Here is a 13,512-nt window from a genome sequence, read left to right on the forward strand (position 1 = left end):
CGCCTACCCCGGCCGAGAGGCCGCGTCGACCAGCACCGCATGCAGTATTTTCGCTTGAACGCCCGCATCGCTACCGCGCTGCACTACCTCGGCGAACGCGGCGCCGAAGGCTCGACTCACGTCGAATCCGCCTGGGGCCGTGGCATCCCCGGTCAACTCGGCACGCCAGTGCTGGTAACCGTGCACCACCTCGGCGAGTGTGCGGTGTCGTCCCGGCTCCCGACGCAGATACTCCGCGAGCAGGACGCGCTGCGCCTGCCTGCGCGCGAGACCGCCACCGATGCCATCGAGCGCGCGGCCGAACTCACGTAACGTGGCCTCGTAGATACCCAGCTCGGCACCGGTTTCCGCGGTTTCGGTAGCCTCCATCGGCTGCTGCGCGGTCCGCTGGTCGAGAGTGATCGAGCGAGCCGCGCCCCAGGATTCGTGCGGTTCGGCACGCCACCGCACCATGCCCGATTCGGCGCCGAGTTCTGCCACCGCGACGACATCCAGGGCGATCACCGGGTAGTCGGTAAGCACCCGGTCCACCGCGGCCACGAACTCCCGCACCGCCGACACCTGCAGCCCGGGCGTATCGAATCCGGCCACACGCACGTCGTGGTGATCGGCCAACGTCCGCGCCAGCCATCCGACCATGGGATCGGAAGCCGGCCGCCCGCCGGAATCGCGCCGGCCACGCCCGCGCTGCTGTTCGTCGGTGGGCTTGTTCGATCGCGGCGGGGAACCGTAGCGAGGGCTCGAGGGACTCGGCTGGGCGCTCGCCGGTGGGCCGGGTGTCCGGGGCTGTTGCCCGGTCCACGGGGTGTCTCGCCGCCCCATATCGACCACTGGCCGCGGTCCGGCGGCCATGCCCGGCAACCGGCCCGCATTCCGCGCGGCGGCTGGGGGCAACACTGGGGAGGACGGGGGCAACACGGACGAGGGCCGCCGACCGGAGTCGCCGACACGGTCGCCGGATTTGGCACTGTCCTCTCGGCCTGCCCGATCCGACCCCTGGCCTGTCCGATCCGCAGGATCCGGGCGCCGCCGACCATCCTGCGGCGTGGACCGCCCCGAGGAAGCGTCCGGCGACCGCGGACCACCGGGCGCGGATCGTTCGGTGGGCTGCGCCCGGTCCGTGGAATACGGCTGACCTGCCGCTGCCGGAGATGTCGCCGCGGGGTCGTACGTCACCGGTGAGTCCGTACCGGCGAGCGCAGGCGTGCCGCCGGGGCCGTCCGACCGCTGCCGAGCCGTCTCGCCGATGTTCGGGTCCGTATCCTCGGCTGCGGTGCCTACCTGGCGGGCAAGGTAGGCGTCTTGCGCCTCGAATTGGCGTGCGGCGTCGATGATTCCGGCGGCCGTGCCGTGCAGGCTGTCCTGCATTGCCCGCACATCGGCCAGCAACTGATCGGCGTGTGGCTTGAACTCCTTGGCGAATGCGAGGCCGATATCGTCGTCGCCCCAGCTGCCTTCGGACTGTGTCACGCAATCGCGCAAGCCCGCATAGGTCTGCCCCACCCGGTCACCGAGTTCGGCCAGCCGCGCTCCACGATGTCGCAGACTGTCCGGATCCAACCGAACTTCACCGTTCATGTCCCACCCCGTCGGTCAGGCTCGGCCGCTGCTGCGCATTCGGAACCGTCGCTCGAAATCGGCGACGAACACCGACAGCGGCACCGAAGAGGTGGAGCGCTCCACGACGCCATCATCAGCGACATAGAAAACGGCACGGTCCAAAGCCATTTCACCGTCCGGCACCGGCGAACGCACCAACCAGCCCACGCTGATGCGATCGGCCCGCAACGTCGACAGCGAGTAACCGGTGGTGTCGTAACTGCGCTGGCGGACGTGATCCCGTACCAGATCGAGCGCATCCACTTCGCGGATCCCAGTAACGTGATCGGCAACCAGATCCGCGAGCATCAACTGGAAGAGTCCACCGGCGATGTCGACTCCCTCGCCATCGCCGACGACCTGCACCAACGCCTCGCGAGTCACCGCGCCCGCCTGCGCCGCCGAAACCAACAGTTCAGCGGCTTCCGGACTTGCACCCGACCGCTCACCCAGCAGGCTGCCGATAACGCCCGCAACCGTCGAGACCGTCCACGCCGCAGGCAGCGCCGGCGCGCACTCCGGTATCGGAGCGGACTCGCCCCCGTACCATCGACCGTCCTCCCACCAGTAACAAAACGACAGCAATCCGGTTACCGCACGCGGATTGAGCACCGGGTCCGCCACCCAGTCCGGGGCTCCCGCAAACAATTTCGGCATCGCGCCGCTTCCGTTGTACGCGGCCTCCAAGACAGGGGCATCCCACACGCCGCCCGACAGCACCGCCCGGTCACCGGGCAGCCGAGTCAAGGTCGAGCCGCTGCGTCCCGCACTTTCGAAGATGCCCACCGATGGTCCTATCCGCGGGCCCCGCCTCGATCCGACCGCCACGAAGGCCGCAGCCAGCACCGCCCACCGGGCCCACAACACCGCCAGCTCCGGTAGCTCGCCAGCCACGGCCACCGCCCCAACACCGGCACGCCGGTCCGCCCGCATCCCCTCCACGGCAGCCTGGGGCGGCCTCGACTGGCGTTCACCGCGCCCGATGTAAGCCGCCAACCACACCGGCAACCGACCGCGCGGATAGCGTTCCAGGTCAGCCAGATAGGCATCCGGAGTAAACAACTGCTCGCCGGGGAATGGCTCCTGCGCACCTTGATCCGCGACGACATCGACACCGTCCGCGTCGATGCGCACCAGCAACCGCCACCACGGCCCACCTTCCGAACCCGCAGACAGCCGCCGATGCCGACGCACCGTGTCCCACACCGCATCCGAAACCTGGTACCGAATCGACCGGCTGCCATCGTCGACCCTCAACAGCGCCGATTCGGCGACCACGGTCATCGCGAACCATGCCGTCAACTGTTGCCACCCGGGCGGGGCGAGCCCGCGCAGCCCCTCCGCGATCCGATCAGCCAACACCGCGAGATCCTCACCTCCGGAACTGGTCACCGCACCCTCCGATATGCTCGCAACCACGGGTTCTGCTCGCCCGGCACTCCGCTTCGTGGGCGAGGTCAGCGTTCAACTGCGCCATCTCCTCGGCGAGCTGATGCAGCTCCGGTGTCAACCTGCGCAACTCATCGGGATCGACCCACAATGGTGGACCCACCTGATCTCCCTTCGGAACCTCTGCCCGCGCGTGGCGCCAGTCATGTCAACATGCGTGACGACGAGGCACCAATTATCTTCACATCAGTTGATAATCGTGATTGCAACATGCCCGGCGTTGTCTGTCAACGGTCGTCAAGCGATAATGGCTCGTAACCATTTCAGTTGACGGGAAGGCGATCGGTGGACGAAACAGCCTCAACGTTGGCGTCGAGATTGAGCCATCTGTTCGACGTCGTGCGCAGGCCCGACGGTCGCGAGTTCAGCAACGAGGAGGTCGCCACCGCGATCGCGCGCCATCAGGGGGTGAAGTTGTCGGGCTCGTATGTCTGGTACCTGCGTACCGGTCAGCGAGACAATCCGACCTTTCGGCACTTGAGCGCGCTGGCTCGATTCTTCGGTGTTCCCCCTGCGTACTTCTTCGACGACGAGACCAGTCGCGAAGTCGACGCCGAACTGGGTCTGCTGACTGCCATGCGCGACGCAGGTGTGCGTGATGTGGCGCTGCGGGCAGCGGGCCTTTCTGCCGAAAGTCTGGCAGCGGTCACCGACGTGATCAACCGTTTTCGCCGATTGGAGCGACTGCCCGCAGGCTCACCCGGCGACCAATAACACGCGAAGAACTCCGACCTAGCCAGGGTGTCAGACCACAATCGGGTTGTCGGGAGCCGCGTTGCTGACGGGTTCGACGGTAGTGAAAACCGGAGTCGTGCGCGAGGCCGCCAAGTATGGGGTGCCCTCGGTATATCCAGTGCCACTGGCACCGCCGAGCATGCGCACTGCGAGTCGATAATGAGTAGTGCGCCAGCGGAGCAGAGCGGCCGAGAAGCTTGCCATTACCTCTGCCAGCCGCTCCAGTTCGGATCCGGCGATGTCGCCCGAGCGGCTCGCACCGGTGTAGGCATCGTCGAGCGTGCATTCCTGACCGGCGAGGACCCGGCCGCGCACCTCAGGCACCGAGTGGTACGCGGGTGAGTCGACACGCTCGGCGTCCGGGCGCCGACACAGCGACTCGACGAGCTTGTAGCTTCGCGACTGGATCGCGCTGGCGCCCTCGGTAAACTGACGAAACGTCCTGAAGGACTCGACCTGCATCGTGGCAAGCATCGAGAACAGCGGTGCCGCCTCGCGCAATGCAGTCGTCGAGTTGCTGATGAAGTAGACCGCTCGGCTCACTTCGCCGGCCGTCAGTGCCGCCACGGCACCGCGCAGATGCATGGCCAGCAGGGTGAAGGTTGTTTCGAAGGTCTGCAGCACCCGAATAAACAGGTACTCGTCGTGCATGGTGTAGACGGGAAGGATGCTCAGCTCCACCACACGCCGCTCCGCGAAGGACATATCGGCGTGCACGAGTGCGCTGACTTGCTGCGCCCGGTCGACTGCCCCGCCATCGGTCAATCCGCGGTCCAGTGCCAATCGCGCCAACGCTGGCTGGATCGCACGCAATCCATGCCGAATCCGCTTGTCGACCATATCGCGTGGCGGACGCATTGTCGGCAGCACCGTGGTCCGCCCCTGCATCGCGGCTAGTTCGAAGGCTAGAACATCCGCGAGAAGTTGCACTGTGCGCCGATCACACCGAGACTGCGCGAAAAGCGCCAGCTCTATCGGGTCATCGATGACGGGCAACTCGAGCAGCCGCAGGGCCAGGTAAGTCGGATAATCATATCGGTTATCCAGTTTATCCAGCGCACTGTCCAGAAATGCGGATAGGACTCGCACCGGTGGCCAAGGACCACCGAGCCGCGGCAGTATCGCGCGGGCCCGGTCGAGCAGTTCCAACGTATCGGTGGGCACGAAGTGCTTGCCCACACTGTGATACCGGCGAAGGACTGCATCGTAGGGAAATTGTTCGGCGGCCGGCGCACGTAGCCACGACATGAGTTCAGCGGTGGACATCAGAGCCTTTCTATCGATGCAAATATTCAGACGTACGTCGGATGTCGCGCAGCGCTGCGCATAGGGCGATGATGTCCTCGACATTGCTGTAGTAATGAAAAGAAACCCTTACCACGTCGTGACGTGGGCTGACCGCGATGTCATATCCGGCCAGTTGGCGACCGAGTTCGGCGGGGTCGGCGTCGATAATTCCGATATGCGCGCCACGGTGCTCGAGCGGGACGGGGCGTACATGCTCACCTTGTGCACTCAATTGCGCGCGAGCCAGTTCGCCCAGGTGTCGCACGTGATCGCGAACAATTGCGAGATCCAGCTCACCGATAAGTTGCAGTCCTGCCACGGCCGCATAGCATGCAGGCACGGCCGGTGTACCGGTTTCGAATCGAGTCGCCGATGCCGGGTAATCCAATTGCACGGGGTTGAAAGCATGCGGGTCGACTCGCCCGAACCAGCCTGTCAAAGTCGGCATGTGGTCGCCATATTCGGGCGCACGGGCGTAGAGGAAAGCGAGGCCGGGCAAGCCGAGTAAATACTTCGACGTACCCGCAACGAGGAAATCGCAGCCGAGGCTTCCGACGTCCACGGGATCCACACCAACCGCCTGATAGGCATCAACGAAGACTTCGGCACCGGCCGCATGCGCGGCGTGGACGACTTCGACGACCGGCAGCCGGATCGCGTGCTGATAACTGATCAAAGGCACCGAAACCAAGCGGGTTGTTCGGTCGATGAGTGCTGTGAAGCTATCTTCGGTATGACCGGCGTCGACAACCTCGGCGCCGCGCTGCCTCAGGGCCCGCCAGACATGGGCAATAGACGGAAATTCGACTGTTGTGGTGACGATACGAGGGCGAGTTCGCCAGCTCCGCGTAGCGGCGACTTGGAAGGCGCCGATCGATGCGTTGGGCACTACCGCCACTTGGTCGACCCGCGCGCCGATCAGTGCCGCAAACCGATTTCGCGCCACACTGATCTGGTTCTCGAATGCCTCCCAAGCTGCGCCGCCACGAGTCATCTCCGCCAGCATCCGAGCCACGGCGCGGTCGAGTTCCACGGAACGAGCCCCAAGACTGCACGTAGCCAGATGTACTGCGCGTTGCAACATCGGAAAGTGAGATCGGAATGTCTCGGGAGACATCGGCCGACTACTCATCTCCGACTTTCCGGGTAGGTTCGGCATTCGGCTGCGCCATCGGCCCGGTCTCGGTAAGGAGACTTCTGATTTCCCACAGTTCGGGAAAGAACCTGTGCGAGATCAGTTTGGTCAGCATTGCGACCGGCGTGCCCTGTGTGCCGGTGGCTTGATGTCCGATCAACCGTGCGGTGATCTTGAAGTGGCGGACCCGCCACAAAGATACCCGCTCGTCCCATTCAATCAGCGCCTCGGCCAGGCGGTGTATCTCGGAATGCTGTTCGTTCCGATACACTTCGACAAGGTCGATACGCCGATTCTGCACGAACGTGGTGAAAGATTTCCCGATAGTCCGACTATCCCGCCGCACCGAAATCCAGCCCGGCGAATCCGATCCCGAACCGTGGCCGAGAATGGTACGGATAATTTGGAAGTCCCACGGGGACAGATGGCGCATCATCTCCAACTGGTCGGTGATAAGCCCCATTGCCAGCGATGCTCGGGTCAACAAAGCGATTGCGCTGTTCAGATCGGCATTATCGATATCCTCGGCCGCCTTGCATAACTCGGCACAGGCCAGCTTGAGCCACAACTCGGTCGACTGATGGACGATTTGGAAGAGTAACTCGTCACGGTGCACGCTCTCGTCGGGGCGGCGCTGCAAATCCAGCAGTCGATCGGTACGCATGTAACGGGCATAGTCATTATCGCCCTCGCCACTCAATATCTGCTGGGAGTAATCCTTCATCGCAACACCTCGATGCGAAACACTGTCTCGATGCGTCGCCGACAAGGCTGATTTCCATCTGTTATTTTCCAGCCGATCGAGCCTAGCTTGTTGTCACCGGAAATCTGGGTAGCCATATCGACCCATAACGGTTGACCCACATGATCTCCTTCGGAACTCCCGTCCGCGCGTGATGCCAACCGCACGTACGTCGACCGTCACCGGCGATATCGCACTGCAGTCGGTCCCCACCGGCCGCGGTGCCGGGACTGTGTTGTATTCGGTGGACGGCCAGGGTCGTGGCCTCCTCGCGAGGACCCGCCGACGATCGGCCTCCGGTGTGGCTCCTGCCCACTGCCGGTCTTCTCGCCACGACATAACGGGTCTGCCAGCATGTCAACATGTGTGACTATTGGACCTAAATTTGCTTCATACCAGTTGATGAGGCTGATTATTGCCACGGCTGGCACGTCCTGTCAACGGTCGTCAAGGAATAATGGATTGCAACCATTCCAGTTGACGGAAGGCGATCGGTGGACGAGGCAGCCTCAACGTTGGCGTCGAGATCGACCCATCTGTTCGACGTCGTGCGCAGGCCCGACGGTCGCGAGTTCAGCAACGAGGAGATCGCCACCGCAATCGTGCGCAACCAGGGAGTGACGCTGTCGGGCTCGTATGTCTGGTACTTCGACGTGATCAACTGTTTCGAGCGCTGGGAGCGACTGCCCGGCGATCCGTCCGGCGCCCGGTAGACGTGGAGACTGCCATGTGGACTACAGATTTGCGCAAGCGCTGCGAAAGGCGCATCGATGTACTCGGGCTACCGGTTCGTTTCGGTATCGACGAGGTGCGCGAGGGTCTGGCGAGACATGTGAGCAGACGGATCGAACTGATCCCGATGGCCTTGCCACCCGCAAGTCCACTCGGATTGCTGATCACCGACGAGCACGGGCATTCGGTCATCTACGAGGAGTCCGCCAGTCCGATTCACCGCCAGCAGATCATCTTCCACGAATTCGCGCATCTGCTCTTCGGTCACCGGGGTCGGCCGATCGGCGATGATCGACGGCACTGCACGTTCGTGCACGTCGCCCATGAGATCCAAGGACAGGTGCTCGCCAGGTCCTGCGGATCGACCGAGCAGGAGACCGAGGCCGAGATGACGGCCACGCTGCTGCTGCGGCGCGCGCACCGGTCGAGCCAACCGGTCACCGTCGCTGCCGATCCGGCGATCGCCGACATAGTCCGCCGCTTGGATAATTCACTGTGACCCCCGACCCGATTCTCCTGATCTTGCTCACGGCGTTCGCTTGCGGCGCGGTGCTGGCCATCAAGGCTCGCGACATCATGCGGGACTCGGACAACGGGATGCACCGTGCGAGTGCGCTTTTCGTGGGCGCGATCCTGGCAACCATGATGCTCTGGCTCGAATCCGATGCCATCGACCAGCACACCCATATCCAGACACTGGGCATCCTGCTCAGTGACGTCGCGGCTATGCTCGCGGTGTGCGCGAGCCAGATATGGTTCGTATACCTCACGACCCCGATCGAGATCGCGCGCCGCAGGTCACCGCTGTGCTACGCGGGATTCGCTATTGTCGTCGTCGCGATCGTCGCACTGTTCGCCGCGTTCCCGCCGTCGTCCGCGAACGATGCCCAGTATCGGTATCTGTTCATCTGCTACGTCGGTGTCAGCGCCGTCGCGGCGGTAGCGTTCGGGTTCCGCTACGCCGCGCTCACCGCGAAGCCGTGGCTACGGATCGGATTCCGGGTCATCGCATTGGGCGGCATCGCCGTGATCGCGCGCCTGGTCTTCCTCGGATATGTGCTCGTCGCCGCCGATCTCGGCCACCCACCCCGGCCTGTGTACGCCACCGTGGACGGGCTACTCACCGTGACCGGCCTACTCACCGTGATCACCGGTTTGGCACTGCCCTCGGGAGGTGAGTTTCTGGAGGCGCTGCTGCACGCTTACCGATGTCACCGAGCTGAACGACAACTCGGTGCGCTGAGCCGGCACCTGACATCGGCCACCGGCACGGCGAGCGCTGTGCCCCTGCCCGCCGGTCGCGAATGGAATCCTATGCGGGACGCGGAATTTCGGCTCTGTCGTCGGGTCATCGACATTCGGGACGCGCAACTGGCGTTGCGCGGGTATGCCGATCCACGGGCGCGACAACTCGCCGCCGAGCGGTCCGACGCGCTCGGCTTGCCGGACTATGAGCGTGGCCCGATGATCGAGGCGGCCGTCATCGCCGCCGCGATCCAGGCGAAGCGGGCAGGCATACCGCCTCGGCACAACACGACGATGACCCTGTCCGCTGAACATGGTGGCGCTGACACACTGCTCGACGAAGCCAGATGGCTCGGACGTGTCAGCCGCGCCCTGCGATCTTCCGAGATCGTACGTCACAACGCTGAGGTCTAACTGCCACGACAGCGACCGCGACCAATCCACCATCGCGTCGAATCGTATTGAAGCACTTCTTGATTCGGCCACATCCACGACACAGAACGCACCGCTGGCGGAGCCGGTCGAGACGTTGTTACCGGCCTGTCCGAATCTGCGGATAGGCCGGCAGCCCAACGCCTGGCTGCCGGCTTCGATAGCCCGAGCATCGTCGACGTCGATACCGGGCCGAACGCTCGCCGATCGCGCGGATTCGGGTTGAGCAGCTCGTTAGCGGGTGTCGCGTTGACGGGATTCGCGGCGGCGGCGCGGTTGTCGGTCACGACTTTTCGTCTCCGTGATCGTTCCCGCCAGGGGCGGGCGGGAAGACCGGCAGGTCATCCGGGATGCACTGGCCGAGGTTTGGTCGCAATCGTTGGTGGCCGCCAGCGGGTGATCAGCAGCTTCGTGCCCAGTTTGCCGGCCAGGATAGCCAGTCGGTTCGGCACCAGGGCTGCTGTAGCGTCCCTGATGACGTCCACGAACCTGGACGTGGGTTCGGTAACCAGGGTCGCGCGCCCCGACAGCCAGCTGATGAGGGCGACCCGGCGCCGCCGGGCCTTGGAATAGGCGGCTAGATCAGGTGCATAGGCGGCGAGGGTTACGGCGTCCTCGATCGTCATCCCGGCACCTTGCCCGAGCGTGGGATGCATCCCGTGCGCGGCGTCGCCGATGAGCGCCACCCGACCACGTGCCAGCGACTTGGGGACGCGGATATCGAGTAGCTCGTTCTCGAGAACCCGCCGCGGGTCCGCTGCCGCCACCATGGCCGGCACGGGTTCGGGCCAGTCCTTGAAATGGTCGAGACCCTCGACATCGGAGTGAGTGCCCGCGAAGGCGTAGATCCGGTTGCCCGTCATCGGCAGGATGCCGAACTCGGCCCGATACCCCAACACCAGGCCCACCCACTCCGGCGGCGGAGCGTCGACGATCCATCGCCAGCCGGTGATCCCCGTGTGCCGGACCGCGTCCGCCTCCGGCCAGACTTGGCGGCGGGTGAGACTGTGGATGCCGTCCGCCGCGACCACGAGATCGAATTGGGTAGTGCCTTCGGCGGTTTCGATGTCTCCGGACGCGTCGACGCGGACAACCCTGGAACCGGGACGCAGGCACTCCGACGGGAGCGCGTCGACCAGGACAGCGATGAGATCGGCGCGATGGACCACCACGAGATCGTCGCCGCCGATTACGTCATTCACCCGGCCGAGCACCAGTTCGCGCCCACGCCGGCTACGGAGCCCGCCGATGTGGTCCGCCATGGCCTCAGCTCGGATAGGTTCGCCCACCCCGATCAGATCGAGGGCGGCCAGCACGTTCGAGGTCAGCATGACCCCGGCGTCGACCTCGGTGAACTCGGCGGCTCGCTCGTAGACCGTCACCTCCCAGCCAGCCGCTCGCAACGCGATCGCCGCGGTGAGCCCGCCGATTCCGCCGCCGACTATCCCTGCGCGCCTGATACTTTCGGCCAACTACCCCCCTACGACGATGGCATGACCGTGGATGCCAGCACCCACCATATCGACGCTAGTGCCTCATCAAGCAAACTTCGTAGATAATCCGGGTGCCGGATCTTTGAGTTGACGGCGAAGTCGCGGCCGGATGAGGAGTGGGAGCTGCGCGACGATTTCACCTCGACCGCAGTCGAGCTGGCCGACGCACTGCGCAGCCCGGACGAATACGACATCACGACCCCGCATCAACCAGCCGATAGCACATCCCGCAGCGGAACACTTCGACTCCGGGCCACCTGAGGGGCCAGACCGACCCTGACCACCCACCGTAGGAGACAAGTTCCGTCCCGTGGTGGAGACGCGGCAGGGCCCTCGCGATCACTGCGGTAACGGCAGCGCTTGTCGGCGGGGCCGGCGAAGGCGGCGCCGAACTCATCGACTGGTTGTTCAGCTGAACAGCAACGTGCCCGGCGGAGGTAGTACAGGGCTATGCCTTCGGCGCGGATTGCATAGCGCCGCACCACCGCTGGTGCAGCTGCACATGGAAGAGGCCGCCGTCAGGTAGCGGTCCTAGGTTTGTGGGCTATGACGACCGACTCCCCAGACAAGGCGGAGAACCCGGCCCACGTGGAGCTCGAGACGTCAGTGGATGACCTCGGATCGCGACAAGGTGCGAGCAATCCACCGCACGCCCGGCGTCGAATCACTCGACGGTTACGCAAACCGCTTTTCTGTCGGGTGCTCATGAGCCCCGATCACACTGGAGCCCGATCGACGAGCAAGAAGTCCCGGGCCTGATTCGTCTCGCGGCGTCCCCGGACACAGGAGGCAGGACTTGGACGAGACGCTGAACACGGTGACCGATCCCCTGGTCGCCGTGAGTATGCGGCAGTTGGTCAGCGAGATCCTGTTGCGCTACGGGTCGATCGACGCGTTCTGCGCACGGCTGCACCGGCTGCTCGACGAACCCACCGTCCAGATCCCCGCCGTGACCGGCTCCCCCAGCACGCACCCGCAGGGCCGCCACCGGCTGCGGGAAAGGTGAACCCGTGGAATACCCAGCGGCGTAAGCGATTTCACCGGATACAAAGCGATACCGTTCGCCCATCTCAGGGTCGCCGTATCGGCCGAATTTCGGGCGGATATGGCGTAGTGGGCTGGTAGAGAGCGCGGTTTTCGCCTGGTCGCCCAGTACCTGGGCTGGCGACAAGCCGGTCAGCTGTAATTCAAGGAGCTCGACGAGTTGCCGATGTCCGTCTCGCGTGACCAGCTGCGCGTCAGTCCGGCAGCCAGTGCAGCTCGTGTGCCAGGGTTTTGGCGACGGCACGGATGCGGCGGTGTAGTGGTGACTGCACGCGCGGGAGGACCAGGTGGATCGTCAAGGTGGGTGCGCCCCGCAGCGGTCGCCACGTGAGACCGGCCGGTGATGTCGTGACCGCGGCTTCACCGGCCGGGGCGAGGGTGAGCCCGTCGTGTAGGTCGCGCTGAGACATGTCGAAAGAGACTGCGGGCGTGTGGAATCGGGGGTTCGGCCGGGCGTCGCGGAACAGTGCGGACAGCTGATCGTGGATCACGGGGTTGGCCGCACGGTCGGGGAGTCGCAGCGGATACGTGGCCGCGTCGGCGATCTCGATCTCCGGGTGTTCGGCCAGCGGATGATGCTCTGCCAATTGGACCCCGACGCGCGCGCGCCGCAGCAGGAACCGGCGCACGCCACGCCCCGGCTGTTCACCGCGGGTGATCCCCGCATCGATGCGGCCGTCGGCGACCGCGGGGGAGATCTCCGGTGTCGCCATCGGGACCGCGCCGACCTCGAGTCCCGGGCTGCTGCGAATGAGCCTGTCCACCAGGGCCGGTGCCGTCTCGGCCCCCGCGCTGAGGCTGTATCCGATGCGCAGCGTGCCCAGTTCACCGGCCCCCGCGCTCCGGGCGGTGTCCCATGCCCGGTCCAGCGCCGCCAACGCGGGCGGCGCGGACTCCGCCAAAGCCGCACCGGCCGTGGTCAATACGACGCTACGCGTGTTGCGAACCAGCAGGGCCGTACCGAGTTCCGCCTCCAATCGGCGCATCCGGGCGCTGAGTGCGGGCTGTGCGATACCGATCCGTGTGGCCGCGCGGGTGAAGTTCAACTCCTGCGCCAGCACCAGGAAGTACCGCAGGCTCACCGTATCCGGCGCCACGTGCCCTCCCTGTCGATTGATAACGATCCGTTCTGAGTCTATCGCGGACCGGTCTTTCCCTCGACCGCACATCAAGTCCTAACCTGCGCATATGACGATTCAACTGACCGCAGTACCCGTCGCCGGGATCGATCGATCCGAGTGTCAGTTCGAAGTCGGACGTGTCCGGCCGAACACAGGAGGTTTCCATGGCTAAGGGCTACTGGGTCAGTGTCTACCCCGCCATTTCCGACCCTGAGAGGCTGACTGCCTACGACAAGCTGGCCGGTCCGGCTGTCCAGGCTGGGGGCGGGCGCGTCCTGTCCCTCCTCCCGTCCCGTGGCGGTCGAGTCGTCGCCCACGAGGCCGGAATCACGCAACGCGTCGTTCTGATCGAGTTCGACAGCTTTGAACAGGCCGTCGCGGCATACGAGAGCGAGGCATACCAGAAGGCGCTGGTGGCCCTCCCCGACGACGTCGAGCGCGACTTCCGCATCATCGAAGGCATCGACTGACCGGCGGGCCCAGCCATCGCTGGGCATC

At 64.9% G+C, this 13,512-nt stretch carries 14 protein-coding genes; 7 read left to right on the top strand and 7 right to left on the bottom strand.

Going from position 1 to position 13,512, the window contains the following annotated elements; all coding sequences use genetic code 11:
• Nucleotides 1-3: 3 nt before the first annotated feature.
• A complete protein-coding gene (locus ACIBI6_RS33365; protein WP_364342184.1) occupies nt 4-1,578 on the bottom strand; it encodes a hypothetical protein in 1,575 nt (524 codons plus the stop codon).
• Nucleotides 1,579-1,593: 15 nt separating this feature from the next.
• The gene (locus ACIBI6_RS33370; RefSeq protein WP_364342187.1) at nt 1,594-2,991 is read right to left on the bottom strand and encodes a hypothetical protein; all 1,398 of its coding nucleotides are present in this window, start codon (nt 2,989-2,991) and stop codon (nt 1,594-1,596) included.
• A 342-nt stretch (nt 2,992-3,333) separates the two neighbouring features.
• Here ACIBI6_RS33370 and ACIBI6_RS33375 point away from each other — a divergent pair, with 342 nt between their 5' ends.
• Nucleotides 3,334-3,762: an XRE family transcriptional regulator gene (locus tag ACIBI6_RS33375; RefSeq protein WP_364342190.1), complete on the top strand. Its 429-nt coding sequence runs from the start codon at nt 3,334-3,336 to the stop codon at nt 3,760-3,762.
• Nucleotides 3,763-3,792: 30 nt separating this feature from the next.
• On the opposite strand, the gene ACIBI6_RS33380 is transcribed toward ACIBI6_RS33375, so the two are convergent.
• The 3 genes from ACIBI6_RS33380 to ACIBI6_RS33390 all read right to left on the bottom strand — a co-directional run bounded on the left by ACIBI6_RS33380 (nt 3,793) and on the right by ACIBI6_RS33390 (nt 6,929).
• A complete protein-coding gene (locus ACIBI6_RS33380; protein WP_364342193.1) occupies nt 3,793-5,049 on the bottom strand; it encodes a tryptophan 2,3-dioxygenase in 1,257 nt (418 codons plus the stop codon).
• Between the two features lie 10 nt (nt 5,050-5,059).
• Nucleotides 5,060-6,103, bottom strand: a complete 1,044-nt coding sequence (locus ACIBI6_RS33385) for an aminotransferase class V-fold PLP-dependent enzyme (protein ID WP_396958875.1) — start codon at nt 6,101-6,103, stop codon at nt 5,060-5,062.
• Nucleotides 6,104-6,194: 91 nt separating this feature from the next.
• The gene (locus tag ACIBI6_RS33390; protein WP_396958876.1) at nt 6,195-6,929 is read right to left on the bottom strand and encodes a tryptophan 2,3-dioxygenase family protein; all 735 of its coding nucleotides are present in this window, start codon (nt 6,927-6,929) and stop codon (nt 6,195-6,197) included.
• 512 nt (nt 6,930-7,441) lie between these two features.
• Here ACIBI6_RS33390 and ACIBI6_RS33395 point away from each other — a divergent pair.
• The 3 genes from ACIBI6_RS33395 to ACIBI6_RS33405 are packed head-to-tail and all read left to right on the top strand — an operon-like array spanning nt 7,442 to nt 9,338.
• Nucleotides 7,442-7,660, top strand: a complete 219-nt coding sequence (locus ACIBI6_RS33395) for a hypothetical protein (RefSeq protein WP_396958877.1) — start codon at nt 7,442-7,444, stop codon at nt 7,658-7,660.
• Between the two features lie 14 nt (nt 7,661-7,674).
• On the top strand, nt 7,675-8,178 hold the full coding sequence (locus ACIBI6_RS33400) for a hypothetical protein (protein WP_396958878.1): 504 nt from the start codon (nt 7,675-7,677) through the stop codon (nt 8,176-8,178).
• Nucleotides 8,175-9,338 (top strand): MAB_1171c family putative transporter, encoded by a 1,164-nt coding sequence (locus tag ACIBI6_RS33405; protein ID WP_396958879.1) that lies wholly within the window; start codon nt 8,175-8,177, stop codon nt 9,336-9,338. Before ACIBI6_RS33400 ends, ACIBI6_RS33405 begins: the two co-directional genes overlap by 4 nt.
• Before the next feature lie 359 nt (nt 9,339-9,697).
• Here the strand turns inward: ACIBI6_RS33405 and ACIBI6_RS33410 are convergent, their stop codons facing one another.
• Nucleotides 9,698-10,828: an FAD-dependent monooxygenase gene (locus ACIBI6_RS33410; RefSeq protein ID WP_396958880.1), complete on the bottom strand. Its 1,131-nt coding sequence runs from the start codon at nt 10,826-10,828 to the stop codon at nt 9,698-9,700.
• Between the two features lie 108 nt (nt 10,829-10,936).
• Between ACIBI6_RS33410 and ACIBI6_RS33415 the strand changes: the two genes are divergently transcribed.
• Both ACIBI6_RS33415 and ACIBI6_RS33420 read left to right on the top strand, forming a co-directional pair.
• A complete protein-coding gene (locus tag ACIBI6_RS33415; RefSeq protein WP_364342214.1) occupies nt 10,937-11,110 on the top strand; it encodes a hypothetical protein in 174 nt (57 codons plus the stop codon).
• 535 nt (nt 11,111-11,645) lie between these two features.
• Complete coding sequence (locus ACIBI6_RS33420; protein WP_364342217.1) at nt 11,646-11,855, top strand: hypothetical protein; 210 nt, start codon at nt 11,646-11,648, stop codon at nt 11,853-11,855.
• Nucleotides 11,856-12,087: 232 nt separating this feature from the next.
• Here ACIBI6_RS33420 and ACIBI6_RS33425 read toward each other — a convergent pair whose 3' ends face one another.
• Nucleotides 12,088-12,990 carry a LysR family transcriptional regulator gene (locus ACIBI6_RS33425; RefSeq protein WP_364342220.1) on the bottom strand — a complete coding sequence of 301 codons (903 nt, stop codon included), beginning with the start codon at nt 12,988-12,990 and terminating at the stop codon, nt 12,088-12,090.
• A gap of 188 nt (nt 12,991-13,178) precedes the next feature.
• On the opposite strand from ACIBI6_RS33425, the gene ACIBI6_RS33430 reads away from it, so the two are divergent.
• Nucleotides 13,179-13,484, top strand: a complete 306-nt coding sequence (locus tag ACIBI6_RS33430; RefSeq protein WP_396958881.1) for a DUF1330 domain-containing protein — start codon at nt 13,179-13,181, stop codon at nt 13,482-13,484.
• Nucleotides 13,485-13,512 lie beyond the last annotated feature (28 nt).

Origin of the sequence: Nocardia sp. NPDC050412, from assembly GCF_044458825.1 — a bacterium.
Lineage (GTDB): Bacteria > Actinomycetota > Actinomycetes > Mycobacteriales > Mycobacteriaceae > Nocardia.